At 69.8% G+C, this 22,662-nt stretch carries 28 protein-coding genes; 18 read left to right on the forward strand and 10 right to left on the reverse strand.

Annotation, left to right across the window (positions count from 1 at the left end):
• Nucleotides 1-32: 32 nt before the first annotated feature.
• Both CKY28_RS10905 and CKY28_RS10910 read right to left on the reverse strand, forming a co-directional pair.
• A complete protein-coding gene (locus CKY28_RS10905) occupies nt 33-1,067 on the reverse strand; it encodes a ribonuclease Z (protein WP_176473058.1) in 1,035 nt (344 codons plus the stop codon).
• Nucleotides 1,068-1,167: 100 nt separating this feature from the next.
• Nucleotides 1,168-1,386 (reverse strand): hypothetical protein, encoded by a 219-nt coding sequence (locus tag CKY28_RS10910; protein WP_095998333.1) that lies wholly within the window; start codon nt 1,384-1,386, stop codon nt 1,168-1,170.
• Between the two features lie 124 nt (nt 1,387-1,510).
• Between CKY28_RS10910 and CKY28_RS10915 the strand changes: the two genes are divergently transcribed.
• The 3 genes from CKY28_RS10915 (at nt 1,511) to CKY28_RS10925 (ending at nt 4,046) form a co-directional block, all read left to right on the forward strand.
• The gene (locus tag CKY28_RS10915; protein ID WP_095998334.1) at nt 1,511-2,413 is read left to right on the forward strand and encodes an ATP-grasp domain-containing protein; all 903 of its coding nucleotides are present in this window, start codon (nt 1,511-1,513) and stop codon (nt 2,411-2,413) included.
• Nucleotides 2,413-3,438: an LLM class flavin-dependent oxidoreductase gene (locus tag CKY28_RS10920; RefSeq protein ID WP_095998335.1), complete on the forward strand. Its 1,026-nt coding sequence runs from the start codon at nt 2,413-2,415 to the stop codon at nt 3,436-3,438. Before CKY28_RS10915 ends, CKY28_RS10920 begins: the two co-directional genes overlap by 1 nt.
• A 242-nt stretch (nt 3,439-3,680) precedes the next feature.
• On the forward strand, nt 3,681-4,046 hold the full coding sequence (locus CKY28_RS10925) for a hypothetical protein (protein ID WP_141243913.1): 366 nt from the start codon (nt 3,681-3,683) through the stop codon (nt 4,044-4,046).
• On the opposite strand, the gene CKY28_RS10930 is transcribed toward CKY28_RS10925, so the two are convergent.
• From CKY28_RS10930 to CKY28_RS10950, 5 genes are all read right to left on the reverse strand, one after another.
• Nucleotides 4,021-5,133: a 5-(carboxyamino)imidazole ribonucleotide synthase gene (locus tag CKY28_RS10930; RefSeq protein WP_095998337.1), complete on the reverse strand. Its 1,113-nt coding sequence runs from the start codon at nt 5,131-5,133 to the stop codon at nt 4,021-4,023. The genes CKY28_RS10925 and CKY28_RS10930 overlap by 26 nt on opposite strands.
• 150 nt (nt 5,134-5,283) lie before the next feature.
• On the reverse strand, nt 5,284-5,760 hold the full coding sequence (gene purE / locus CKY28_RS10935; RefSeq protein WP_095998338.1) for a 5-(carboxyamino)imidazole ribonucleotide mutase: 477 nt from the start codon (nt 5,758-5,760) through the stop codon (nt 5,284-5,286).
• Nucleotides 5,761-5,987: 227 nt separating this feature from the next.
• Nucleotides 5,988-6,674, reverse strand: coding sequence for a 2,3-diphosphoglycerate-dependent phosphoglycerate mutase (gene gpmA, locus CKY28_RS10940; protein ID WP_095998339.1), 687 nt, complete (start codon nt 6,672-6,674; stop codon nt 5,988-5,990).
• Between the two features lie 55 nt (nt 6,675-6,729).
• Nucleotides 6,730-7,866, reverse strand: coding sequence for a M14 family metallopeptidase (locus tag CKY28_RS10945; RefSeq protein WP_095998340.1), 1,137 nt, complete (start codon nt 7,864-7,866; stop codon nt 6,730-6,732).
• A complete protein-coding gene (locus CKY28_RS10950; RefSeq protein WP_245841784.1) occupies nt 7,863-8,480 on the reverse strand; it encodes a DUF4136 domain-containing protein in 618 nt (205 codons plus the stop codon). Before CKY28_RS10950 ends, CKY28_RS10945 begins: the two co-directional genes overlap by 4 nt.
• A 146-nt stretch (nt 8,481-8,626) precedes the next feature.
• On the opposite strand from CKY28_RS10950, the gene ykgO reads away from it, so the two are divergent.
• The 4 genes from ykgO to CKY28_RS10970 are packed head-to-tail and all read left to right on the forward strand — an operon-like array spanning nt 8,627 to nt 10,155.
• Nucleotides 8,627-8,752 carry a type B 50S ribosomal protein L36 gene (gene ykgO / locus CKY28_RS10955; protein ID WP_095998341.1) on the forward strand — a complete coding sequence of 42 codons (126 nt, stop codon included), beginning with the start codon at nt 8,627-8,629 and terminating at the stop codon, nt 8,750-8,752.
• Between the two features lie 48 nt (nt 8,753-8,800).
• The gene (locus CKY28_RS10960) at nt 8,801-9,430 is read left to right on the forward strand and encodes an HAD family hydrolase (protein ID WP_095998342.1); all 630 of its coding nucleotides are present in this window, start codon (nt 8,801-8,803) and stop codon (nt 9,428-9,430) included.
• Nucleotides 9,431-9,454: 24 nt separating this feature from the next.
• Complete coding sequence (locus CKY28_RS10965) at nt 9,455-9,766, forward strand: hypothetical protein (RefSeq protein WP_095998343.1); 312 nt, start codon at nt 9,455-9,457, stop codon at nt 9,764-9,766.
• Nucleotides 9,763-10,155: a type II toxin-antitoxin system VapC family toxin gene (locus CKY28_RS10970; RefSeq protein WP_095998344.1), complete on the forward strand. Its 393-nt coding sequence runs from the start codon at nt 9,763-9,765 to the stop codon at nt 10,153-10,155. Before CKY28_RS10965 ends, CKY28_RS10970 begins: the two co-directional genes overlap by 4 nt.
• Here CKY28_RS10970 and pyk read toward each other — a convergent pair.
• Nucleotides 10,131-11,600 carry a pyruvate kinase gene (gene pyk, locus CKY28_RS10975; protein ID WP_095998345.1) on the reverse strand — a complete coding sequence of 490 codons (1,470 nt, stop codon included), beginning with the start codon at nt 11,598-11,600 and terminating at the stop codon, nt 10,131-10,133. The two genes, CKY28_RS10970 and pyk, sit on opposite strands and share 25 nt — an antisense overlap.
• 74 nt (nt 11,601-11,674) lie before the next feature.
• Here pyk and CKY28_RS10980 point away from each other — a divergent pair, with 74 nt between their 5' ends.
• The 4 genes from CKY28_RS10980 to CKY28_RS18285 all read left to right on the forward strand — a co-directional run bounded on the left by CKY28_RS10980 (nt 11,675) and on the right by CKY28_RS18285 (nt 14,564).
• The gene (locus CKY28_RS10980) at nt 11,675-11,965 is read left to right on the forward strand and encodes a DUF1244 domain-containing protein (RefSeq protein ID WP_095998346.1); all 291 of its coding nucleotides are present in this window, start codon (nt 11,675-11,677) and stop codon (nt 11,963-11,965) included.
• Nucleotides 11,966-12,142: 177 nt separating this feature from the next.
• Nucleotides 12,143-13,513 (forward strand): metal-dependent hydrolase family protein, encoded by a 1,371-nt coding sequence (locus CKY28_RS10985; protein WP_095998347.1) that lies wholly within the window; start codon nt 12,143-12,145, stop codon nt 13,511-13,513.
• Between the two features lie 146 nt (nt 13,514-13,659).
• Nucleotides 13,660-13,929 (forward strand): DUF2312 domain-containing protein, encoded by a 270-nt coding sequence (locus CKY28_RS10990; protein ID WP_095998620.1) that lies wholly within the window; start codon nt 13,660-13,662, stop codon nt 13,927-13,929.
• Nucleotides 13,930-14,048: 119 nt separating this feature from the next.
• Nucleotides 14,049-14,564 (forward strand): hypothetical protein, encoded by a 516-nt coding sequence (locus CKY28_RS18285; protein ID WP_141243914.1) that lies wholly within the window; start codon nt 14,049-14,051, stop codon nt 14,562-14,564.
• A gap of 3 nt (nt 14,565-14,567) precedes the next feature.
• Here CKY28_RS18285 and CKY28_RS11000 read toward each other — a convergent pair whose 3' ends face one another.
• A complete protein-coding gene (locus tag CKY28_RS11000; protein ID WP_095998349.1) occupies nt 14,568-16,022 on the reverse strand; it encodes a helicase HerA domain-containing protein in 1,455 nt (484 codons plus the stop codon).
• A 92-nt stretch (nt 16,023-16,114) separates the two neighbouring features.
• On the opposite strand from CKY28_RS11000, the gene CKY28_RS11005 reads away from it, so the two are divergent.
• The 3 genes from CKY28_RS11005 (at nt 16,115) to ruvA (ending at nt 18,033) form a co-directional block, all read left to right on the forward strand.
• The gene (locus CKY28_RS11005; RefSeq protein WP_095998350.1) at nt 16,115-16,858 is read left to right on the forward strand and encodes a YebC/PmpR family DNA-binding transcriptional regulator; all 744 of its coding nucleotides are present in this window, start codon (nt 16,115-16,117) and stop codon (nt 16,856-16,858) included.
• Nucleotides 16,859-17,350, forward strand: coding sequence for a crossover junction endodeoxyribonuclease RuvC (ruvC, locus tag CKY28_RS11010; protein ID WP_095998351.1), 492 nt, complete (start codon nt 16,859-16,861; stop codon nt 17,348-17,350).
• Between the two features lie 86 nt (nt 17,351-17,436).
• Complete coding sequence (gene ruvA / locus CKY28_RS11015; protein ID WP_095998352.1) at nt 17,437-18,033, forward strand: Holliday junction branch migration protein RuvA; 597 nt, start codon at nt 17,437-17,439, stop codon at nt 18,031-18,033.
• A gap of 1 nt (nt 18,034) precedes the next feature.
• On the opposite strand, the gene CKY28_RS11020 is transcribed toward ruvA, so the two are convergent.
• Nucleotides 18,035-18,643 (reverse strand): exopolysaccharide biosynthesis protein, encoded by a 609-nt coding sequence (locus tag CKY28_RS11020; protein ID WP_095998353.1) that lies wholly within the window; start codon nt 18,641-18,643, stop codon nt 18,035-18,037.
• Between the two features lie 83 nt (nt 18,644-18,726).
• On the opposite strand from CKY28_RS11020, the gene CKY28_RS11025 reads away from it, so the two are divergent.
• From CKY28_RS11025 to ptsP, 4 genes are read left to right on the forward strand one after another with little or no spacing between them, the layout of a single operon-like run.
• Nucleotides 18,727-18,978 carry a ribbon-helix-helix domain-containing protein gene (locus CKY28_RS11025; protein ID WP_141243915.1) on the forward strand — a complete coding sequence of 84 codons (252 nt, stop codon included), beginning with the start codon at nt 18,727-18,729 and terminating at the stop codon, nt 18,976-18,978.
• Nucleotides 18,917-19,273, forward strand: a complete 357-nt coding sequence (locus tag CKY28_RS11030; protein ID WP_095998355.1) for a type II toxin-antitoxin system RelE/ParE family toxin — start codon at nt 18,917-18,919, stop codon at nt 19,271-19,273. The genes CKY28_RS11025 and CKY28_RS11030 overlap by 62 nt, the downstream gene beginning before the upstream one ends.
• A complete protein-coding gene (gene ruvB / locus CKY28_RS11035) occupies nt 19,270-20,292 on the forward strand; it encodes a Holliday junction branch migration DNA helicase RuvB (RefSeq protein WP_095998356.1) in 1,023 nt (340 codons plus the stop codon). Before CKY28_RS11030 ends, ruvB begins: the two co-directional genes overlap by 4 nt.
• A 45-nt stretch (nt 20,293-20,337) precedes the next feature.
• On the forward strand, nt 20,338-22,611 hold the full coding sequence (gene ptsP, locus CKY28_RS11040) for a phosphoenolpyruvate--protein phosphotransferase (RefSeq protein ID WP_095998357.1): 2,274 nt from the start codon (nt 20,338-20,340) through the stop codon (nt 22,609-22,611).
• Nucleotides 22,612-22,662: the final 51 nt, after the last annotated feature.

A 22,662-nucleotide genomic window follows, 5' to 3' on the forward strand; every position in this document is an offset into this window, starting at 1 on the left:
TCCCGCATCAGGTAAACCGTCCCCCGGACGGTTTAGGTCATGCCGGGGGCATGACCGACCTGATGCGCCCGCGAAAGCGGGAGAGGGGTGGGCGCGAACGCGGCCTCAACCTCCAGGAGCATCTCGGCCTCGCGGCCCTCGTTGCGGGACGAGAAGTGGAACGGTTCTACGCGGCGCGCCTGCGCCGCCCGCGCGATCTCGCCGGCGGCGGTGGTGGTCAGGTGCGCGCGGTCGCGGGCGCGTTCGGCTTCGTCGGCGGCGAAGCTCGCTTCGATGAACAGCGTGTCCGCGCCGTCGCACAGCGCGGCGACGGCGGCGCGGTTGGCGGGTGTGTCGCGGATGTCGGTGATGTAGCCGAGCTTCTGGCCAGGCTCGACGCTGACGAGGTCGCGCAAGGTGCCGAGTTCGGCGGTGCCGTCCGGGAGCGTAATCACGGTATCGTCGGGCGCGCCGTCGCGGATGGCCTCCTTGAGCGGCTTGAGCCAGGGACCGACCGCCAGACCGCGCTCCTCGACGCGGTTGCGCCAGACGTTGACGTGGACGGGCTCGGTCAGCGCGAAGCCGAGGCTGGGGCCGTGATGCTCCAGGATGGCGGCGTGGACGGAGAAGGCGGGCGTGCGCGCGACCAAGCCGCCGGGCGCATCCGCCTCGCCCAGCTCCTCGCGCGCGAAGCCGGTGAGGAAGCGGTAGCGGGCGCGCCGGAGACGATCAGGGGCGACCAGCTCGGCGACGTCGATGACGAGGTCGGTGTCGTAGCGGCTGACCAGGTCCCAGGTGTACGCGCGGAGCTTGTGGCCGACCGCGTCGATCAGGCCTTCCGGCCCGACCAGATCCACCTGCTTCTCGCGGCCGACGAGCACGCGGAGCCAGCTGTCGAAGCCGACGAAATGGTCCATGTGCATGTGCGACACGAACGCGTGGGTGACGCGCAGCAGGTCGCGGGCGGAGAGCGGGTGGAGGTCGCCCAGGTCGAACAGCAGCGCCCCGCGCTCGTGCGCGCGGTCCACAAAGAGCGCGGGGTCGCCGTAGCGGCCGTTGACCAGCCGGGGGTGGAAGCTGGGCGTCACCCTTAAACCCGTTCGTTTCGAGCGCAGTCGAGAAACGGTCCAGACGTGGTGCTGCCAAGCTTCTCGACTAGGCTCGAAGCGAACGGAAGAGGAGCGGCGTTCAGGCGTTGGTGCGTCCGAGCTTGCCCGGTATCGCCTCGCCGTTGGGGCCGGCGTCGTTCTCCACGTCGCCTTCCTCCGTGTTGTCGGCCATCAGTTCGTCCGGGTCCTCGCCGGTCGCGAAGGCGCCGCCCGACTGGCCGATGCCGGGGTTGCGGTCGAGGTCGTTCTGGAAGGGGGTGTCACCTTCGGTCGACTTGTCGTGCTTGCTGGTGGTCATGGGTGGTCTCCTCTCGGGCGTCGTTAACCCTTTCGCTTCCGGCCCTGTTCCGCGAAGCCGAGCTTGGGTGCGGCCAAGCGCGCGGGGCTGGCGGGCGGTGGCGGGGGGTGGCAGGGGCGGGCGGATGCACGACCTCTTGATCCTCTACGAACACCCCGAATGGTTTCGCCCACTCTTCGCCGCGCTGGACGCGCGCGGCGTCGACTACGTCGCGCGGACGCCGGACGGGGACTGGAACCCCGCCGACCCGACGCCGCCCGCCCGCGTGGTGCTGAACCGCATCGCCATGTCGAGCTTCCTGCGTTCCGACGAGCACCCGATCTTTCACGTGACGGCGATGCTCGACCACTGGGCTCGCGCGGGCGTGCGGGTGATCAACGGCGCGGAGGTGCTGGCGATCGACTCGTCCAAGGCGCGGCAGCTGTCGCTGCTGTCGAGGCTGGGCCTCGCGATCCCGGAGACGCGCGTGGTGCACCGGGCGGCGGACGTGGAGGGCGCAGCCGCGGAGGTGGGCTACCCGCTCGTGGTCAAGGCGAACATCGGCGGGTCGGGCGCGGGGATCATGCGGTTCGATTCGGTCCACGAGTTGCGCGCGGTGGTCGCGGCGGGCGACCTGCCGCGGAGCGTGGACGGCGTGCTGCTGGTGCAGGACTATGTGCCCGCACGCGGCGGTACGATCACGCGGATCGAGACGCTAGCTGCGAAGCATCTCTACTCAATCGAGGTGGCGGGCGGAGGCGCGTTCGACCTGTGCCCGGCGGACGCCTGCGTCGAGGGATCAGGCATCAGCATGCGCGCGGTCGAGCCGGCGGCGGAGCTGGTGGACGCCGCCGAGCGGGTCGCGCAGGCCATGCGGCTCGACGTGGGCGGCGTGGAGGTGATGGTGGACGACCGCGACGGTGTGCCCCGCTTCTACGACATCAACGCGCTGTCGAACTTCGTGGCCAAGCCAAGGCAAGTGCTGGGCTGGGACCCGCACGAGCGCTTGGTCGATTTCATTCAAGAGCAGATCGGGGGCTCACGCTGATGCGCTACGGTTACTGGATGCCGGTGTTCGGCGGCTGGCTTCGCAACGTGCCGAATGAGGGCATGGAGGCGAGCTGGGACTACACCAAGCGGCTGGCGCAGGCGTCGGAGAGATGGGGGTACTCGCTAAGTCTCGTCGCCGAGCTCAACCTCAACGACATCAAGGGCGTGGAGAGCCCCGCGCTCGACGCCTGGTCGACGGCGGCGGCGCTGGCGGCGGTGACGGAGTCGCTGGAGCTGATGGTCGCGGTCCGGCCCAACTTCCACCACCCGGCGCTGTTCGCCAAGGCGGCGGCGAACATCGACCGGATCTCGAACGGGCGGCTGGCGCTCAACGTCGTGTCGAGCTGGTGGGCGGACGAGGCCAAGCAGTACGGCCTCCAGTTCGACCAGCACGACGACCGCTACGCGCGGACGTCCGAGTGGCTGAAGGTGGTGGAGGGCCTGTGGTCGGAGAACCGGTTCAGCTTCGACGGCGACTTCTACAAGCTCCAGGACGCGATCTGCTCCCCCAAGCCGGCGCACCATCCCGTCATCTACGCGGGCGGCGAGTCAGAGAAGGCGAAGTCGATGATCGCCGAGCAGTGCGACGCATACGTCATGCACGGCGACCCGGCGGACGCGATCCGGCCCAAGATCGCCGACATGGCCGCGAGGCGCGAGGCCGTGGGCAAGCCGCCGATGCAATACGGCATGGCGGCCTACGCGATCGTGCGCGACTCGGAGGCCGAGGCGAAGCGCGAGCTGGAGCGGATCACCACCGTGACCGAGCTGCCGGCGGGCTACGCCAACTTCGACCAGTGGCTGAGCGGCACGCAGCTGGAGCGCGAGCTGAAGATCCAGGAATATTCGGTGTCGAACCGCGGGTTGCGGCCCAACCTGGTCGGCACGCCCGAGCAGCTGCGCGAGCGGATCGAGGAATATGAGGACGCCGGGCTCGACCTGCTGCTCCTCCAGATGAGCCCGCAGATGGAGGAGATGGAGCGATTCGCGGCCCAGGTGATGCGGGTCGCGGAGCCCGCCTGACGGCTTAGCTTCGCAAATTTCGCGCCCGTTCGGCAATTCCGTATCGTCGGTCGGCAACTTTGTTGCGTGACGATAAACGAGGTGGGCTCGTCGGGATCAACGATGAGAAAGAGCAGCGACCCGGACACGGCCGAGTCGCACGCCGGCATGGCATGGGCGATAAGCTGTAGGACAGCCCCTTGCCAATCGCGTTTCGATATGAAACTAATCTGTTCGGAGCGGGTGCTGCGGAAGGGAGCGACGTGGAACGGGCATTGTTCGCATCCTGGCTGCTGCTCGCGGCGGTGCACGCCATGCCGGCGGCGGTCTTGTTCGCGCCGCGACTGACCGAGCGGCTGTACGGCGTGGCTCCCGGCGGTGCGGTCGGCATACTCATCGTGCACAGGGGCGCGCTGTTCCTGGCCGTGCTCGCGGTCGCAGTGTTGGCGGCTTTCTCCCCCGATGCGCGGCGGGCGGCGTCACTGGTGGTCGGGATCAGCGTCGTCGCATTCCTGACCGTCTACGCGGCGAGCGGCATGCCGTCGGGCCAGCTCCGGACGATCGCGCTGGCGGACGCCGTCGCGCTCGCTCCATTGGCGCTCGTCACCTGGGCGGCTTGGAGCCGGTGAGCGGACGCTCCACCCAGGTCGCGTGGCCCATCTTCCGCCCCGGCTTCGCGTCACGCTTGCCGTAGAGGTGGAGGTGGGCCGCCGGGTCGCGCAGGAGGTCGGGCCAGCGGTCGGCTTCGTGGCCGATCAGGTTCTCCATCACGACCCGATCGCCGGTGCGGGCGGTGGAGCCCAGCGGCAGGCCGCAGATGGCGCGGATGTGGTTCTCGAACTGCGAGGTGACCGCACCTTCGATCGTCCAGTGGCCCGAGTTGTGGACGCGCGGTGCCATCTCGTTGAACACGGGGCCGTCCTCCGTCGCGAAGAACTCGCAGGTGAGGACGCCGATATGGCCCAGCCGCTCGGCGACGCGGGTGGCGAGCGCGATCGCGTCGGGCGCTTGGTCGAGGACGAGCGGGGAGGCGGGCACGGTCGACGTATGTAGGATGCCGTCGCGGTGGACGTTCTCCGGCGTGTCGTAGACCGCGACCTCGCCGGCGGCGGAGCGGGCGAGGACGACGGAGAACTCGGCCCGGAAGTCGACGCGGCGTTCCAGGATGGCGGGGACGCCGTGTTCGATCGGGTGCGGGCGGCCGATGGCGCTCCAGGCGGCTTCGGCGTCGGCGGGCTCGTCGAGGCGGGCCTGGCCCTTGCCGTCGTAGCCGAACAGCGTCGTCTTGAGGATGGCGGGGGCGCCGATCTCGTCGACCGCGCGGCGAAGCGCGTCGGGGCCGTCGACGGGTCGCCACTCGGCGGTTCGGCCGCCCAGCTCGGCCACGACCGTCTTCTCGGCGGGGCGGTAGTGGGAGATTTCGAGCGAGCGGGCCGACGGCGCCACGGCGACGCGGCCGGACAGGTAGGCGACCGCGTGCGGGTCGACGTTCTCGAACTCGTAGGTGGCGATGTCGACCTTTGCGGCGAAGGCACGCATCGCGTCGGCGTCCTCGAAGCGGCCCTGCGTCCATTCGGCGGCGACCTCGGTGGCGGGGCCGCTGGCTTCCGGCGCGTAGACGTGGGTGCGGTAGCCAAGCTGGGCGGCGGCGACCGCGAGCATGCGGCCGAGCTGGCCGCCGCCGAGGATGCCGACCGTGGAGCCGGGGGGGATCATCTTATCCGCTCACCCCTCTTCGTCATGCCGGACTTGTTCCGGCATCCATCGTCGTGCGTACGGTCCCGCTGGAGTGTGCGGACGACGATGGACCCCGGAACAAGTCCGGGGTGACGGGTAGGGGTATGGCGGGCGGGTGCGCTCGCCACCTTAGGCCGGCTCCTCCGCGACGCTCTCCGTCTGGTGAGCCCGCCACGCCTTCAGCCGTTTGGCCAACGCCTCGTCCGCGGTCGCCAGGATGCTCGCCGCGAGCAGCCCCGCGTTGATCGCGCCGGCCTTGCCGATCGCGAGCGTGCCGACGGGGACGCCGCCGGGCATCTGGACGATGGAGAGGAGGCTATCCATGCCCTTGAGCGCAGCGGATTCGACAGGGACGCCGAGCACGGGCAGGTGCGTCATCGACGCCGCCATGCCGGGCAGGTGCGCGGCTCCCCCTGCGCCGGCGACGATGACCTTGAGGCCGCGCTCGGCCGCTGCGGTTGCGTAGTCGTAGAGGCGCTGCGGCGTGCGGTGGGCGGAGACGACCTTGCACTCGTGCGGGACGTCGAGCCGGGCGAGCACGTCCGCGGTGTGGCGCATCGTCTCCCAGTCAGAGGTGGAGCCCATGATGATGCCGACTTGGCTCATGGGGTGCGGGTAGCGGGGGAGGGGGCGGGGCTCAAGTCCTACCCCGCATCGCAGATGCGGGGAGGGGGACCGCGCCTGTAGGGTGTGGTGGAGGGGGCGTAGTTCGATCAGCGACAAGCCGGGGGCCTGTCGCCGGCCGTAAGTGATGCCGCATCCCGTAGCTCCCCCTCCACTATGCTTCGCATGGTCCCCCTCCCCCGCTGTAAGCGGGGGAGGATTAAGAAGGATCAGCGCTCGCTTAGATAGTAGCGCTCGACCTCGCGCAGATCCGCGTCGAGTTGGTAGACGATGGGCTGGCCGGTCGGGATCTCCAGGTGGACGATCTCGTCGTCGCCGATGCCGGACAGGTGCTTGACGAGCGCGCGCAAGCTGTTGCCGTGCGCGGAGATGAGGATGCGCTGGCCGCTGCGGAGCGAGGGCGCGATGCGCTCCTCCCAGTAGGGGAGCACGCGGGCGATCGTGTCCTTGAGGCTCTCGGCCTGGGGGATGGGGATGCCGTGGTAGCGGCGGTCGTTGGCGAGGTCGTAGTCGCCGCCGGGCTCGGACGCGGGCGGCGGGATGTCGAACGAACGCCGCCAGATCTTGACCTGCTCGTCGCCGTGCTTGGCCGCGGTCTCCGCCTTGTCGAGGCCGGTCAGGCCGCCATAGTGGCGCTCGTTGAGCCGCCAGTGCTTCTCGGTCGGGAGCCAGAGTCGGCCCATCGCCTCCAGCGCGAGGTTGAGCGTCTTGATCGCGCGCGTCTGGAAGCTGGTGAAGGTCATGTCGAAGTCGAGGCCCTTGGCGGCCATCAACTCGCCCGCGGCCTTGGCCTCCGCCGCGCCCTTCTCCGTCACGTCGACGTCCCACCAGCCGGTGAAGCGGTTCTCCAGGTTCCAAGCGGATTGGCCGTGGCGGATCAGGACTAGCGTGGGCATGCGGACTCCTCTGTTACAGCGCGACCGTTAGCGGGGCGGGACGGGTCCGTGAACCTCAGCCGCGCGCGTGGAACGGCACGTCGTCGATCATCTCCGCCAGCACCTCCAGGCACGCGTGCGCCAGCTTCTTCGACCGTTCGGGCGACCAGCCGAACTCGGGGTCGGGGTTCCGGTCATGGTCCTTGAACGGCATCTCCAGCGTGCACGCGACCGCGCGGTAACGTTCGGCGAGCTGGTTGGTGGACATGGACAGGTTGGCGTTGCCGGCGCTCGCCTTCTCATAGCCGAGCTCGGTCTGGAAGTCGGGCGTGTGCGCGGCCAAGCGGCGGCCGAACTCGTAGAAGTGCGCGCCGTGGTCGTCGTTCCACGACGGGATGCCCTCGTAGCCGGCGATGAAGTTGGCGGGGATCGCCTCGTCGCCGTGGACGTCGATCGCGAAGGCGACGCCCGTCTCGTCCATGGCGTTGCGGACGTGGAGCACCTCCGGGCTGCGCTCGGGCGTGGGGGCGTGCCACTCGCGGTTGAGGTTCACGCCCGCGGCGTTGGTGCGCAGGTGCCCCCGCCTGGACCCGTCCGGGTTCATGTTGGGGACGCAGTGGAGCGTGGCCTTCTCCAGCAGGGCGGCCGCGTGCGGGTTGGCCCTGTCGGTCAGGCGCTCGAGCAAACCTTCCATGAACCACTCGGCCATGCTCTCGCCGGGATGCTGGCGGGCGTAGATCCATACGGGCTTGGCGCCGGAGCCGACCGTGAGGCAGTCGATCGCCTGGCCGTCGAGACTGAGCCCGAGTTCGCGGTGGCGAACGCCGGGCCTGGCTGCGATGCGGGCGACGAGCGCCTCGTGCCGCTCCATCGTGTAAGGGGCGAAGTAGGCGAACCAGCAGAGCTCGGTGTCGACCGCCCACTCCCATTCGAGCACGCCGTCGGCGTAGCGCGTCGGCACCTGCCGCCACGCCTCGCGATCGGTCGAGCCGCGCACCTTGTAGCCCGGCCAGCCGAACGGATAGGCGCTGCCGCCGGCGTTGAGGATGCGGAAAGAGAGCGTACGCCCGCGCGCGCCGGCGACGCGGAAATGGAACCATTGATAGAAGTCGGACTGGTGGTCGGGGACGATCTCGAGATCCACGCGGTCGCCGTTAAGGGCGACTACGCGGATGTTGCCGCTGTCAAAAGCGGCATTGAGAGTAATGCTCATTCGATCTCGATAGTGCGTCCCGACTCGCCCGGAAAGCCCGTGAACAGCGCGCGGGCGAGCCGCTGCGCGAGCGCGCCCGTGTCGCTGGCGGGGTTGCGCGCGTCGGCGGCGGCGCGCGACTGGCCTTCCCAGACGCGGCTCTGGTCGGCGCGGCGGCGGATCGCGACCTCCAGCTCCGACACGACGATCTGGCTTGCGCCGCCACCGCCCACGGGGATGCCGACGCCCACTCCGCCGCCGACCGCGCTGCGACGGCCGAAGTCCGCGCCGCCCACGCCCAAGCCGATCGAGAAGGGCGAGCGCCGCGGCGGCCCGGCCTGGGTGCCGCGGCGGAAGGCGACGGTCGCCAGGAAGTCGGGTTGCGTACCCGCGGGCGCGAGCGCGTAGCCGTTGCGGAGCAGCTCGGCCTCGACCGCCGCGGCGTAGGACCGGTACTCCAGGCTGGGCGGCGCGCCGGGCGTGGTCTCGAGCGGCTGGACCTGGATCGTACCGCGCGGGATGGGCTGGCCGAGATGAAAGCGGATCGCCTCCGCGGGCGGCAAGGGCGCGGTCGTCGCGCAGCCCGCCAGTGCGATACCCGTCGTCAACACCGCCGCCATCGCCAACCGCTTCATATCGCCTCCGCTTTTCCGGTCGTTACAGCCCGGTAACGCACGAGCGCGTCAAGCGGATGCACGAACCTTGACTTGGGGCGGGGCCGACTATAGGCGGCTCGCTTCCATCAAATCTCCACCCGTTTCACCGGAAGCACCCGCGCGCCATGAAGATCGTCAACTCGCTCAAGTCGCTCAAGGACCGGCACCGCGACAACCGCGTGATCCGCCGCCGCGGCCGCACCTACGTCATCAACAAGACCAACCGCCGCTTCAAGGCGCGCCAGGGTTAAGAAGTACCCCACAAAGTGGTACTTTGTGGGGACCCCGAACTGCGCTCGTTGCGGCCGACGGCGGTCATCTTCGACGTCGGCCGGGTCCTGTACGACTGGGACCTTCGGTTCCTGTACGAGCAGCTCATCGAGGACGGTGAGCTGCTCGACGCCTTCCTGCGCGACGTGGTCACGCCGGAGTGGCATTATCAGCACGACGCGGGCCGGTCCTTCGCCGAGACGTCGGCGGAGCTCGCCGCGCTCCACCCGCACCACGCCGAGCTCATCGCGCTTCTGAAACCGCGCTTTAACGAGACGAACCGGGCGATGATGCCCGGCATGGAGGCGTTGTTCGACGAGCTCCACGCGGCGGGCGTGCCGCTCTACGCCATCACCAACTTCTCCGCCGAGTTCTTCCCGCCCTTTCGCGAGAAGCACGCGGGCGTATTCAACCGCTTCCTCGGCATCGTCGTGTCGGGCGAGGAGAAGCTGATCAAGCCCGATCCCGCCATCTACCGCCTGGCGCTCGACCGCTTCGGCCTGGAGGCTGAGCGCACGGTGTTCATCGACGACAACACCGACAACATCGCGGGCGCGGAGAGCGTCGGCCTTATCGCGCTGCATTTCACGGGTGAGCCGAAGCTGAGGCGGGAGCTGACGGAGTTAGGCTTGCTTGCCCGAGCGCCCGAGCGGGCCTAACTTGCCCGACTGAGGAGATCGGTCGTGAAGATGACGGTCGGAGAAGATCAAGCGCAGCTCGACGAGGCGGTCGCGGCAGCCGGACGCGGGGAGCGGGTGACGGTCACGTTGCAAGGCGAGTCCGCGACCGTGCCGGAGTCGCTGCTTCGGACCATGGCGCGCATGCGGTCGACAAAAGGCGGGAAGTTCAGCTTCGAGCGGAACGAGGAAGTCAGGCGCGAGCTCGGCCTCGACAAGCGCGAGGTGAGCCAGGAGTTCCTGGACATGTTCGACGACCCGGCGCTCAGCCGTCGTCTGCTCGGCCTCCCCGACGACTGGAAAGCCGGGCCTAGTTGAGGGTTCTGCTCGACACGCAGGTCGTCGTCCGCGCGGCTGTCGGAGAGCCGCTTCCGCCGCGCTTTTGCGAGGTCATGAGGCGCGACGACATTGAATTGTTCGTCTCTGCCATCTCGATCTGGGAGATCAGGATGAAGTGGCGGACCCGTTATCGATCCGGCGACCGCAAGCTGGACCTGAGCCCCGACGAGGCGATCGCTTGGGCCGACCGGAACGCCGTACCCATCGTGCCGCTCGAAGGGCCGGAGTGCGCGGTCGAGATCAGTCCGCCGGTCGCCAACAACGACCCGTATGATGATATGATCGCCGTACACGCGCACCTGCTCGGCGCGCGGTTGCTGACCACGGACGGCGACCTACGCCGTCACCCGCTCGCGCTCGTCCCGTAGTTCTTCAGCTCGTCGCCCATGATGCGGACGACGTGGATGACGTTGGTCGAGCCCGGCGTGCGGAAGGGGACGCCGGCCATGACGATCACGCGGTCGCCGGCGGCGGCGACGCCGTGGCGGAGCGCCATGCGCTTCGACTTGGCGACCATCTCCTCGAAGCTCTCCACGTCGCGCGTCAGCACCGCGTGCGTGCCCCAGAGCAGGCCCAGGCGCCGCGCCGTTTCCGGACTTGGCGTGAGCACCAGGATCGGCACCGCCGGGCGCTCGCGCGCGACGCGGCGCGCGGTGGAGCCGCTCATGGTGAAGCAGATAATCGCCGACGCCGAGACCGTGTCCGTGATGTCCTTGGCGGCCTCCGCCAGCGCGTCGGCGGTGGTAGGGTCGGGCTTGGTGACGGTGAAGTGGACGCGGTCGCCGTGGCTGGGGTCGCGCTCGACCGATTCGCCGATCGCGTTCATCATCGACACCGACTCGATCGGATAGTCGCCGGCCGCCGACTCCGCCGACAGCATGATCGCGTCCGCCCCGTCGTAGATCGCGGTCGCCACGTCCGACACCTCGGCGCGGGTGGGCGAGGGCGACTTGATCATCGATTCGAGCATCTGGGTGGCGACCACCACCGGCCGGCCCATGCGTCGCGAGACCTCCACGATGCGCTTCTGGAGCGGCGGGACCTGTTGCGGCGGCAGCTCGACGCCGAGGTCGCCGCGCGCGACCATGACGCCGTCGCACTGCTCCACGATCTCGTCCAGCCGGTCGATCGCGGCGGGCTTCTCGATCTTGGCGAGCAGCGCGGCCTTGCCCTGGAGCAGGCGGCGCGCCTCCATCAGGTCCTCCGGCCGCTGCACGAAGGAGAGCGCGACCCAGTCGAGCCCCTGCTCGACCGCCCAGGCGAGGTCGGAGCGGTCCTTCTCGGTCAACGCCGCCATCGGCACCACCACGTCGGGGACGTTCAGGCCCTTGTTGTTCGAGAGCACCCCGCCGACCTCGACGCGCGTGGTGATGAAGTCCTCCCCATGCTCGGTCACGCGCAGCACGAGCTTGCCGTCGTCGAGCAGCAGGCGCGCGTTCGGCTCGATCGCGGCGAAGATTTCGCGGTGGGGCAGCTCGACGCGGGTGGCGTCGCCCGGCTCGGTGGAGCGATCGAGCCTGAACACCTGACCCGTCTCCAGCGTCACGCGTCCTTCGGCGAACTTGCCGACGCGGAGCTTAGGCCCCTGGAGGTCGGCGAGGATGGTGCTCGGCCGGCCGAAGCGCTTCTCCAGCGAGCGGATCGCCTGGACGACGGCCACCTTGGACGTCTGGTCGCCGTGGCTCATGTTGATGCGGAACGCGTCCGCGCCCGCCTCGAACAGCTTGGCGATCATCTCGGGCGAGTTCGACGCCGGGCCCAGCGTGGCGAGCACGCGCACCTTCCGCGAACGGGGGGCCATGGCTTTGGTCATGCGGGAAACGCTCCGGTACTTTGCGCGGCAGGCCCTAGCGCCTAATCGCGCCGGATCAACCGGGAGCATGGGCGATGGACGATTTGGACGGGCTGGACGACCGCGTGGCGGCGGAGGCGTTTCGGCGGCTGGTGCGGCACCTGCGGCATCGAAGCGACGCGCAGAACGTCGACCTGATGGGGCTGGCGGGCTTCTGCCGCAACTGTCTAGGCGACTGGGTCGCGGAGGCGGGCGGCGTGCCCAAGGAGCAGGGCCGCGAGCTGGTGTACGGCATGCCATATGCCGAGTGGAAGGCGCGGCATCAGACGGAGGCCACGCCGGAGCAGCTGGCGCGGATGGCGGAGAGCGTGGCGAAGAACGCCTGACTTGTCCTTTTAGCGCTCGTCCCCGGCGTAGGCCGGGGTCCAGTCAGGATGGTCGTCGGGAGCGTGCACCCACATTGCGCACCGTAACCGGGCCCCGGCCTCCGCCGGGGAAGAAGGAGGGATAGCGGCAGCGGATCGCACCCGCTAAGCCGGTGCAAACACTCGGAGAGGGGACGCATGAAATCCATCGCACTCGCGCTCGCGCTCGTCGCGGGCACCGCCGCCGCAGCACAGGATGCGCCCGGCGCCGCCGGATCGACCGCGGCGCCCGCGCCCGCCCAGCCGCAGCCGAGCAAGACCACATACATCCACGCGGGCCAGCTGCTCGCGGTGCCGGGCGAGCGGCCGCGGGGCCGGTCGACGATCGTGGTGCGCGACGGCCGGATCGCCGAGGTGCGCGACGGCTTCGTCGCCCCGCCCGCCGGCGCGGAGCTGGTGAACCTGAGCGACCGGTACGTGATGCCGGGGCTGATCGACATGCACGTCCATTTCTACTCGACGGGCTACCCGCTCCAGGCGCGGCTCAACGCGACGACCACCGACATGGAGGACGAGCTGCTGACGGCGGTCGCCAACGCCCGGCGGACGCTGGAGGCGGGCGTGACGACTGTGCGCGACCTGGGCGGCGAGCCGCGCGGCGTGCGCGCGCTCCGCGACGCGATCGCGCGCGGCGAGGTGGCGGGGCCGACGGTGGTCAACGCCGGCCGGATGATCTCGGTGACGGCGGGTCACGGCGACGCCAACGGCCTCAAGCGCGAGTACGCGCATATCGAGCGCGAGGACTCGCCGCACCTGTGCGACGGCCCCGACGACTGCCGCCGGGCGACGCGCGAGCAGATCTTCACGGGCGCGGAGGTGATCAAGTTCGCGGCGTCGGGCGGCGTCGGCTCCAACATCGCCGGCGGCCTGGAGGCGCAGATGACGCCGGAGGAGATGAAGGCGATCGTCGACACCGCCCACGCCTTCGGCCGCAAGGTGGCGGCGCACGCGCACGGCAAGTCGGGCGTGGACGGCGCGCTCAGGGCGGGCGTGGATACGATCGAGCACGGCAGCTACCTGGATAACGAGACGATCGCGCTGTTCCGGAAAACGGGCGCGTACCTCGTGCCGACCATGCACGCGTTCGAGAGCGTGATCCGCCAGGGCCGCGCGGGCGAGCGCCCCGCCGCCTCCGCCGCCAAGGCCGAGCAGGTCGCGACCGTCGTCAAGGAAAGCCATCGCCGCGCCTTCGCGGGCGGCGTGAAGGTCGCGATGGGCACCGATTCGGGCGTCGGCCCGCACGGGACCAATGGGCTCGAGTTCCTGTACATGACGCAGGTCGGCATGGAGCCGATGCGCGCGCTTCGGTCGGCGACGGTGGACGCCGCCGAGGCGCTGGGCCGCGCCGACCGGATCGGGCGCATCCTGCCCGGCATGGACGCCGACATCATCGCGGTGTCGGGCGATCCCGTGGCCGACGTGAACCGGATGCAGAACGTCGACTTCGTCATGCGCCGCGGCGTCGTGCACAAGCTGGGCGGGCAGCGGCAGGTCTTTCCCGTGCGGTAGGGCGGTTCGCCGCAACGGGCTTGAGGGGCGCGTGGTTAATCCGTAGACGCATGCCCATCGAACCCGTGCGCGCGAGCGCGGGCCGGTTCAGCTTTCATCATCAGCAGGGATCGGGCGCGCGAGCGTGCGCCCGCGAGGGGGTCTATATGGTCGAGGAATTGGGCGAGGTCGGCCGCGGCGGCGGTCATGTTGCGGCGGACGAGCTGCGCCTCCTGATCGAGCGCGCGGAGCGCCTTGAGGAAGAGAAGAAGGGCATCGCCGACGATATCAAGGACGTCATGGCCGAGGCCAAGTCGCGCGGCTACGATCCCAAGGCGATCCGCAAGATCCTGCAGATTCGCAAGAAGAAGCCGGACGAGCACCGCGAGGAGCAGTCGATCCTGGAGGTGTACATGCAGGCGCTAGGCATGATCTGAGCGGCTGCGCGGCTTGAAGACGATGCGCGATCATCCCTAACCGGTCCTTAGCGCTCTCCCTTTGGTCCCGATTACGGTCCGGCCGTGACAACCGTGCCGGAACAGTCAGGGGATCGAGTATGGAGAACGACCTCTTAGCCGCGCTCTCTCGGGGATACCAGGCGTGGCTGGCCCAGCAGCAGGCGGCGAAGGCAAAGTCTCCAACGCCCACGCCCGCACCGACGCCGCCGCCGACCTCCACGGGGTCGATCGACACCCTCAACCCGTCGACCAGCCCGCCGTCCGCGCCGACGGCTGCGGTTTCAACGGCCGGTGAAGGCGGCATCGACCCGGCTTATGGGCGCAGACGCCGATCCAGGGCCGCGGCCGCGCAGGTGACGGTGACGGCCGAGTCGCCGCTGCGCGCCTTCGTCGAGCGGATGCGCACCGAACGGACGAAGGCGCTCGCGACCGCCGCCACCGCCGAGCGGGGGACGGACGTCGCGGCGGCGGAGCGGGTCGCCGACACATCGAGACTCGTCGACAAGGAGCTGAAGCAGCTGCTGAAGGCAACCTCATCCAACGTCGCCGAGGCTGCGTATAGGGTCGCCGGTGATGACGGGAAGGGCGGCGTCTTGGGCCTCCTCAAAGCCTGACGGTCATGCCGCCTCCGCCGGTTCGGTCGTCCAGCCGAGCCGAGGGATGGCGATGGAGCGCTTGCCCGACAGGTCCACGCGCGTGACGAACAGGTCGCGCGATTCGATGTAGCCGAGCAGGCGGCGCACGCGCCCGAGCGAGCTGGTGCCGTAAGTGCGCGCGAGTTCGGCGTCGGACGGGCAGGGGCGGCCTTCGCGCGCGGCGCGCGCCACCAGCAGGAACGCGCCCAGCATGTCGTCGGGAAGCTGGCCGCCCAGCAGGAGCGCGTCCCGCCATTCGGGATCGGCCACGTCGAACACGCCCGCGCGCGCGCAGGACAGGCGGCGCGCGAAGCCGGGCAGGTCGAGCGCGGGCCGCGGGAGGCCGGCCATGCGGCAGCGGACCTGGAAGTCCTGGAACAGCTCGGGCGTGGGCCGGAACGCCGATTCGGGATCGGCGACGATCGTGCGGAGCGTGTCGGCGTAGATCGCCTCCGCCTCCTCGTCCGACTTGGTCGGCAGCGGCGCGAGCGTCGCGACGGGCTCGGGCCGGACGATGCGCTGGTCGAGCTCGTCGGCGGGCACCTGGCGCGGGCGCGGGTCGAAGCTCATCGGCAGCGCCGGCTCGGCGGGCTCGGCGAGCAGGTCGGTCAGGTCGATCGGCTTCGCTTCGGGCAACGGCGTCAGCTTGGGGCTGGAGCTACGCGCCGAGGTCTCGACGGCGCCGATGCGCACGGTGATCGGTCGGCGCGAGACGGCCGGGCCTAATCCCAAAAAGCTGCCGCGCGGCAGGTCGCGGATCACGTCGGCCTGGCGGCGCTCCATGCCGAGGAGGTCGGCGGCCCTGGCCATGTCGATGTCGAGAAAGGTGCGGCCCATCAGGAAGTTGGACGCCTCGGCGGCGACGTTCTTGGCGAGCTTGGCGAGGCGTTGCGTCGCGATCACGCCGGCCAGCCCGCGCTTGCGGCCGCGGCACATGAGGTTGGTCATCGCCGACAGGCTCGCGCGGCGCACCTCCTCCGCGACCTCGCCGCCCGTGGTGGGGGCGAAGAGCTGCGCCTCGTCGACGACGACGAGCGCGGGATACCAGTGCTCGCGCGGGGCGTCGAACAGCGCGGACAGGAACTGCGCGGCGCAGCGCATCTGGCCCTCCGCCTCCAGCCCTTCGAGCGAGAGTACGACGGAGGCGCGGTGCTCGCGGATGCGCGCGGCGAAGCGGGCGATCTCGCGCTCGGAATAGTCGGCGGCCTCGATCACGACATGGCCGTGCGGGCCGGCGAGCGTCACGAAGTCGCCCTCCGGGTCGACCACCACCTGCTGCACCTGACCGGCCGAGCGCTCGAGCAGGCGGCGGAGCAGGTGCGACTTGCCGGAACCCGAATTACCCTGGACGAGCAGGCGGGTGGCGAGCAGCTCCTCCAGGTCGAGCGCGACGGCCTGGCCCCGCTCGTCCGTCCCCAAATCAACGCGTACGGTCATAAGCGGCGCGGTTTGGCGGAAGCGGCAGCCCCAAGCAATTGTCGATCCGCTCGGTTCGGCGCTAAAGAGCCGCCTTTCCTTCAGAGGCGACGATGGCAGGCCATTCCAAGTTCAAGAACATCATGCACCGCAAGGGCGCGCAGGATAAGAAGCGCTCGGCGGCCTTCTCCAAGCTCTCCCGCGAGATCACGGTGGCGGCGAAGATGGGCACGCCCGACCCCGACATGAACCCGCGCCTGCGCGCCGCCGTCAACGCCGCCAAGGCCGCGTCCATGCCCAAGGACAACATCGCGCGCGCGATCGATAAGGCGAGCCGGGGCGACGCGGAGAATTACGAGGAGATCCGCTACGAAGGCTTCGGGCCTGGCGGCGTGTCGCTGATCATTGAGGCGTTGACCGACAACCGCAACCGCACCGCTACCAACGTGCGCACCATCGTCTCCAAGAACGGCGGCAATTTGGGCGCGAGCGGGTCGGTGAGCCACGGCTTCGACCGCATGGGCCTGATCACCTATCCGGCGGGCGCCGGCGACGCCGAGAAGGTGTTCGAGGCCGCGCTGGAGGCGGGCGCGGAGGACGTGACGTCGAGCGAGGACGGCCACGAGATCTGGACGGCGCAGGCCGACCTGCACGAGGTCGCCAAGGCGTTGGAGCCGGTGCTGGGTGAGGCGGAAGGCGCGAAGCTCGCCTGGCGGCCGCAGACCACGGTCGCGGTCGGCGACGACGACGCGGCGACTTTGCTCAAGCTGATCGACACGCTGGACGACGACGACGACGTGCAGACGGTGTGGGGTAATTACGAGGTGCCCGAAGAGGTGATGGAGCGGCTCGCTTAGGTGATCATCCTCGGTCTCGACCCCGGCCTCGGCACGACGGGCTGGGGTTTGATCCGGAGCGAGGGAAGCCGGCTGCAGCACCTGGGCAACGGACGCTTCAAGACGGTCGCGTCCGAGCCGCTGGCGCAGCGGCTGTCGTACCTCGACAGCCAGCTCGCGGCGCTCCTCGCCGACCATCCGCCCGACACGGCCGCGATGGAGGAGGTGTTCGTCAACGAAAACCCGCAGTCCACGCTCAAGCTCGCGCACGCGCGCGGCGTGCTGCTCGCGGGATTGGCGCGGCACGGGTTGCAGGTCGGCGAGTACGCGTCGCGGCTCGTGAAGAAAGCGCTGGTCGGCACGGGCGCGGCGGAGAAGGTTCAGGTGCAGGCGATGGTTTCGCGCCTGCTGCCGGGCGTGAAGATCGACGGGCCGGATGCGGCGGACGCATTGGCGGTCGCAGTTTGCCACGCCCACCATGCAGCGAGCGCATCCAACCTCCGCTCGCGCTGAGCTTGTCGAAGCGCTGCTCTTCTCTTCATCCCGCAGCTAAGTAGAAGGACAGCCCTTCGACTAGCTCAGGGCGAACGGAAAAGACGTTGATCGCACACCTCAAAGGCCGCCTCGACTCCACCGGCCTCGACCACGCCGTCATCGACGTGGGCGGCGTCGGATACCTGGTCGGCGCGTCCGCGCGCACGCTGTCGGCGCTCGGGCCGACGGGGGAGGCGGTTACCGTCTTCACCGAGATGTTGGTGGCGGAGGACTCGATCCGCCTCGTCGGGTTCGCGACCGCGGCCGAGCGCGACTGGTTTCGCCTCTTGACCGGCGTGCAGGGCGTCGGCGCGCGCGTGGCGCTCGCGATCCTGTCGGCGCTGGAGCCCGCCGACCTCAACCGCGCGGTGCTGGCGCAGGACAAGGCCACGGTGGCGCGCGCGCAGGGTGTCGGGCCCAAGCTCGCCGAGCGCATCGTGCGCGAGCTGAAAGATTGCGTCGGCGGCGTCAGCTTGGGACCCGCCGCTGCGGCGCAGGCCGTCCCCGCAGGTGCGGGGGCCGACGCCGTCTCGGCGCTCCTCAACCTCGGCTTCCGCCCCGCCGAAGCCGCCGCCGTCGTGGCGCAGGCGGAGGAAGAACTGGGTGGGAGCGCCAGCCTCGACGCGCTGGTCCGCTTGGCGCTCCGCAAAGCCGCGAAATAGCCTAGGAGCCGCCGCCCTGGCCGGCCCCGTCCGCCCATAGCCCGAGCCCGACCGCGACCGCCGCACCCGATAACAGGAACGCGAAGAGCATCAGCAGCCCGTCGCGCACCATCATCGCCAGCCCGAACGCCGCGATCGCCAGCATCGGCGCGGTGCTGGCGAACGGCAGTAGCTCGAGCGGCGGCACCGTGCAGCAGAGCAGGATCACGATCACGCCCGCCGCGCGCACGAAAACACCCTTGGTCAGCGCGGGCATGCGGCCGTGAAAATGCCGGTCCATGAAGCGCGCCACGCCCTGCAGTTTGTCGGCGGCCTTGCGCACCTTGTCCGCCCCGAACTTTCGCCGCGCGACGAAGCCGGGCAGCCAGAGGTGCTTGCGCCCGATGATCATCTGGGCTGCGAATAGCGCGATCATGGCCGCGAGCACGGTGGGCAAGCCGGGGATGCCGCCGATGGGCGACATCTCGATCAGGGCGGGGACGAGCAGGAAGGGTCCGTGGCTGCGGCTGCCGAACGCCTCAGCCATATGGCCGACTTCGACATCACCTTGGTCGGCGAGCTCGCGGAGCTTATCGAGCACGTCGCCGACGCTGTGTGGTTCGTCCGCCATTGTTGCTGAAACGGAACGAGCCGGGCGAGGGTTCCGCGGCGGCTTCGCTGGACGGGTTGGGCAGGCAGGACTATATCGGGAACATGACCCAGCTCAGCGTTCCCATGCCCGACGATCTTCAGCGGTGGGTGGACTCGCGCGTCGCCGCCGAGGGGTATGCCGACGCCGCAGATTATGTGCGGCAGCTCGTCCAGCGCGATCAGGACGAGTATGAAGCGGACATCCGCCGCGTACAGGCGCTGATCGACGAGGGGCTAGCGTCGGGGATTATCGATGCCGAACCCGAAGACGTGCTTCGGGAGATTATTGCGGAGATGCGCGAAGCACGTGACTAAGTTCCGTCTCAGCGCGCAAGCGGCGCGCGACCTCCGGCGGATCAGTGCGACGGGCAGGCGAGATCATGGAGTGGCGGCGTCGGAGCGGCATCTTGCCGGTTTCGAGCGCCTGTTCCAGCTCCTCCGCGAGCAGCCCTTCGCCGGGCAGGAGCGGCCGGAGTTCGCCAGACGCGTGAGGTCGTTATCGCATCGACCGCATCGCATCCTGTACCGCCTCGAAGGCGATACGGTGCTGATCGTGCGCATCCTTCATCACGCCCAGGACGCGCCGCGCGCGTTGCGGGGAGAACAATGACCGACGACCGCCTCCTCACCGCCACCCGCCGTCCCGAGGACGTGGACGCGGCGCTCCGTCCCAAGTCGCTCGACGACTTCGTCGGCCAGCGTGCCGCGCGCGAGAATCTGCGCGTGTTCATCCAAGCGGCTAAGGGCCGCGGCGACGCGCTCGACCATGTGCTGTTCTTCGGTCCGCCGGGGCTGGGCAAGACCACGCTCGCGCAGATCATCGCGCGCGAGATGGGGGTGGGATTCCGCGCCACCTCCGGCCCCGTGATCGCCAAGTCGGGCGACCTCGCGGCGCTGCTCACCAACCTGGAGGACGGCGACGTCCTGTTCATCGACGAGATCCACCGCCTCGCGCCCGCCGTCGAGGAGGTGCTCTACCCGGCGATGGAGGACAGGGCACTCGACCTGATGATCGGGGAGGGGCCGTCGGCGCGGAGCGTGCGCATCGACCTCCCGCGCTTTACGCTGGTGGGCGCGACGACGCGGCAGGGGCTGCTCACCACGCCGCTGCGCGACCGGTTCGGCATCCCCGTGCGCCTCAACTTCTACACGGTCGACGAACTGGAGCGCGTCGTTACGCGCGCGGCCGGCCTGCTCGACATGGCGATCTCGCCCGATGGCGCGCAGGAGATCGCGCGCCGGTCGCGTGGCACCCCGCGCATCGCCGGGCGGCTGCTCCGGCGCGTGCGCGACTTCGCGGGCGTGGCGGGCTCGGCGGTGGTGGACGCGAAGGTGGCGGACGCCGCGCTCAACCGGCTGGAGGTCGACGCGCTGGGGCTGGACGCGATGGATCGGCGCTATCTCCACATGATCGCCGACGTGTACCGCGGCGGCCCGGTCGGCGTGGAGACGCTGGCGGCGGGTCTCAGCGAGCCGCGTGACACGATCGAGGAGGTGATCGAGCCCTATTTGATCCAGCTCGGCCTCGTCGCCCGCACCGCGCGGGGGCGCTGCCTGAACGCAGCGGGGTGGAAGCACCTGGGCCTGAACCCGCCCGCGGGATCGCAGGACGGCTTGTTCGACGGATAGCGCGCCTACCTTTCCAGGGAGGGGCACAGGTAGTACGCCACTACCATGCCCATCCAGGCCGCCGCCTCCGCCCGCGAGATCCTCGTCCGCCTGCACGACGTCATGGCCGCGCGCACGCCCGCGCAGGCAAAACTCAACCAAGTAGTCAACATCATCGGCGAGGCGATGCACTCGGAGGTGTGCTCCATCTACCTTCTCCGGGAAGGCTGCCTGGAGCTGTTCGCCACCCGCGGCCTGGGGCAGGAGGCGGTGCACGTCACCAAGCTGGCGCTCGGCGAGGGCCTGGTCGGCACCATCGCGCAGAACGTCGAGATCCTGAACCTTGACGAGGCGGCGTCGCACCCGGCCTTCGTCTATCGGCCGGAGACGGGCGAGGACAAGTTCCACAGCTTCGCGGGCGTGCCCATCATCCGACGCGAGCGTGCGGTGGGCGTCCTCGCGGTGCAGCACGCCGAGCCCAGGCCCTATGCCGACGTGGAGATCGAGGCGCTGCAGACGGTGGCGATGGTACTGTCGGAGCTCATCGCCAACGCCGGCCTGATCGACACGGCGGCGGCGGGGGCGCGGCCGCAGTCGACGGCGTCCATCCGCATCATGGGCCAGAAGCTGGTCGACGGCATGGCGGTCGGCTGCGCCGTGTTCCACCAGCCGCGCATCGTCATCGAGCACACGGTCGCCGAGGACACGGAAGCGGAGCGCCACCGCGTCTACGCCGCGTTCGACAAGATGCGCGAGCAGATCGACCGTATGACGCGCGAGGCCGAGTTCGGCGTCGACGGCGAGCATCGCGAGGTGCTCGAGACGTATAAGATGTTCGCCTATGACGAGGGCTGGGGCCGTCGCATCAACGAGGCGATCGACAGCGGCCTGACCGCGGAGGCCGCGATCGAGCGCGTCCAGCAGCGCACGCGCCAGCGCATGCGCCAGATCGACGACCCGCTGCTCGCCGACCGCATGCACGACCTGGAGGACCTGGCGAACCGCCTGCTCCGCATCGTGTCCGGCCAGATGAGCACGGCCGCGCAGCTGGGCCTTCGGCAGGACGCGATCCTAATCGCGCGCAATCTGGGTCCCGCCGAGCTGCTGGAATATGACCGCCGCCGCCTCAAGGGCGTGATCCTGGAGGAGGGCAGCCTGACGGCGCACGTCACCATCGTCGCGCGCGCGATGGGGGTGCCCGTTCTCGGCCGCGCGCGCGACATCCGCCGCCAGGTGGCCGAGGGCGACCTCCTGCTGCTCGACGTCACCGAAGGCCAGGCGATCGCGCGCCCGACGCCGGCGATGGAGGAGGCGTTCGAAGCGAAGCTGGCCCTGCGGCAGAAGCGCCGCGCCGCCTTCGCCGCGCTCAAGGACGTGCCGCCCGTCACCAGGGACGGGCACCGCGTCACGCTGATGGTCAATGCGGGTCTGCGCGACGACGTCCACGCGCTCGACCTGACGGGCGCGGACGGCATCGGCCTGTTCCGCACCGAGTTCCAGTTCCTCGTCTCCGCCACGCTGCCGCAGCGCGAGCGGCAGCAGCGGCTCTACCGCGAGGTGCTCGACAACGCCGGGAGTCGGCCCGTCGTATTCCGCACCGTCGACATCGGCGGCGACAAGGCGCTTCCTTACCTGCGCGACGACAACGCCGAGGACGAGGAGAACCCCGCCATGGGCTGGCGCGCGCTGCGCGTCGCCCTGGAACGCGACGGGCTGATGAAGGCGCAGGCGCGCGCTCTGCTCGAGGCGGGGGCGGGCCGCACGCTCAACGTCATGTTCCCGATGGTTTCCGAGCCCTGGGAGTTCGACGAGGCGCGCGCGCTGTTCGAGGCGCAGCGGAGCTGGCTCTCGGCGCGGGGCCGTCGCTTGCCGACGCAGGTCCGCTACGGCGCGATGCTGGAGGTGCCCGCCCTGGCCGAGCAGCTCGACGTGCTGCTGCCGCGCGTCGACTTCCTGTCGATCGGGACCAACGACCTCACCCAGTTCCTCTTCGCGGCCGACCGCGCCAACCCCAAGCTCGCCGAGCGTTACGATTGGCTGTCGCCCTCCATCCTCCGCTTCCTGAAGCGTATCGTCGACCAAGCGCGCGCGGCGGACGTGCCCGTCGCGGTGTGCGGCGAGATGGGCGGGCGGCCATTGGAGGCGATGGCGCTAATCGGCCTGGGGCTGGACCGCTTGTCGATCACCCCCGCCGCCGTCGGCCCCGTCAAGGCGATGGTGCGCTCGCTCGACCTCGCCGAGCTTCAGGGGCAGGTGTCGCGGCTGCTCGCCGACCCGCCCAAGACGTTGCGCACCGAACTCGCCGCCTGGGCCGCGGGGACCGGCGTCGAACTGGCCTGACGATTCGCCGAACCGTTAACCGTTCGCGTTGACACTCCCCAAGCGCTCTGG

Origin of the sequence: Sphingomonas lenta (assembly GCF_002288825.1) — a bacterium.
Lineage (GTDB): Bacteria > Pseudomonadota > Alphaproteobacteria > Sphingomonadales > Sphingomonadaceae > Sphingomonas > Sphingomonas lenta.

Excerpts from the sequence above, each read along its gene's own strand:
- CKY28_RS10910 (WP_095998333.1), bottom strand. The coding sequence starts at position 1,386 with ATGACCACCAGCAAGCACGACAAGTCGACCGAAGGTGACACCCCCTTC.
- CKY28_RS10915 (WP_095998334.1), top strand. The coding sequence starts at position 1,511 with ATGCACGACCTCTTGATCCTCTACGAACACCCCGAATGGTTTCGCCCA.
- CKY28_RS10920 (WP_095998335.1), top strand. The coding sequence starts at position 2,413 with ATGCGCTACGGTTACTGGATGCCGGTGTTCGGCGGCTGGCTTCGCAAC.
- CKY28_RS10930 (WP_095998337.1), bottom strand. The coding sequence starts at position 5,133 with ATGATCCCCCCCGGCTCCACGGTCGGCATCCTCGGCGGCGGCCAGCTC.
- purE (WP_095998338.1), bottom strand. The coding sequence starts at position 5,760 with ATGAGCCAAGTCGGCATCATCATGGGCTCCACCTCTGACTGGGAGACG.
- gpmA (WP_095998339.1), bottom strand. The coding sequence starts at position 6,674 with ATGCCCACGCTAGTCCTGATCCGCCACGGCCAATCCGCTTGGAACCTG.
- CKY28_RS10945 (WP_095998340.1), bottom strand. The coding sequence starts at position 7,866 with ATGAGCATTACTCTCAATGCCGCTTTTGACAGCGGCAACATCCGCGTA.
- CKY28_RS10950 (WP_245841784.1), bottom strand. The coding sequence starts at position 8,480 with ATGAAGCGGTTGGCGATGGCGGCGGTGTTGACGACGGGTATCGCACTG.
- ykgO (WP_095998341.1), top strand. The coding sequence starts at position 8,627 with ATGAAGATCGTCAACTCGCTCAAGTCGCTCAAGGACCGGCACCGCGAC.
- pyk (WP_095998345.1), bottom strand. The coding sequence starts at position 11,600 with ATGACCAAAGCCATGGCCCCCCGTTCGCGGAAGGTGCGCGTGCTCGCC.
- CKY28_RS10980 (WP_095998346.1), top strand. The coding sequence starts at position 11,675 with ATGGACGATTTGGACGGGCTGGACGACCGCGTGGCGGCGGAGGCGTTT.
- CKY28_RS10985 (WP_095998347.1), top strand. The coding sequence starts at position 12,143 with ATGAAATCCATCGCACTCGCGCTCGCGCTCGTCGCGGGCACCGCCGCC.
- CKY28_RS10990 (WP_095998620.1), top strand. The coding sequence starts at position 13,660 with ATGGTCGAGGAATTGGGCGAGGTCGGCCGCGGCGGCGGTCATGTTGCG.
- CKY28_RS18285 (WP_141243914.1), top strand. The coding sequence starts at position 14,049 with ATGGAGAACGACCTCTTAGCCGCGCTCTCTCGGGGATACCAGGCGTGG.
- CKY28_RS11000 (WP_095998349.1), bottom strand. The coding sequence starts at position 16,022 with ATGACCGTACGCGTTGATTTGGGGACGGACGAGCGGGGCCAGGCCGTC.
- CKY28_RS11005 (WP_095998350.1), top strand. The coding sequence starts at position 16,115 with ATGGCAGGCCATTCCAAGTTCAAGAACATCATGCACCGCAAGGGCGCG.
- CKY28_RS11020 (WP_095998353.1), bottom strand. The coding sequence starts at position 18,643 with ATGGCGGACGAACCACACAGCGTCGGCGACGTGCTCGATAAGCTCCGC.
- CKY28_RS11025 (WP_141243915.1), top strand. The coding sequence starts at position 18,727 with ATGACCCAGCTCAGCGTTCCCATGCCCGACGATCTTCAGCGGTGGGTG.
- CKY28_RS11030 (WP_095998355.1), top strand. The coding sequence starts at position 18,917 with ATGCCGAACCCGAAGACGTGCTTCGGGAGATTATTGCGGAGATGCGCG.
- ruvB (WP_095998356.1), top strand. The coding sequence starts at position 19,270 with ATGACCGACGACCGCCTCCTCACCGCCACCCGCCGTCCCGAGGACGTG.
- ptsP (WP_095998357.1), top strand. The coding sequence starts at position 20,338 with ATGCCCATCCAGGCCGCCGCCTCCGCCCGCGAGATCCTCGTCCGCCTG.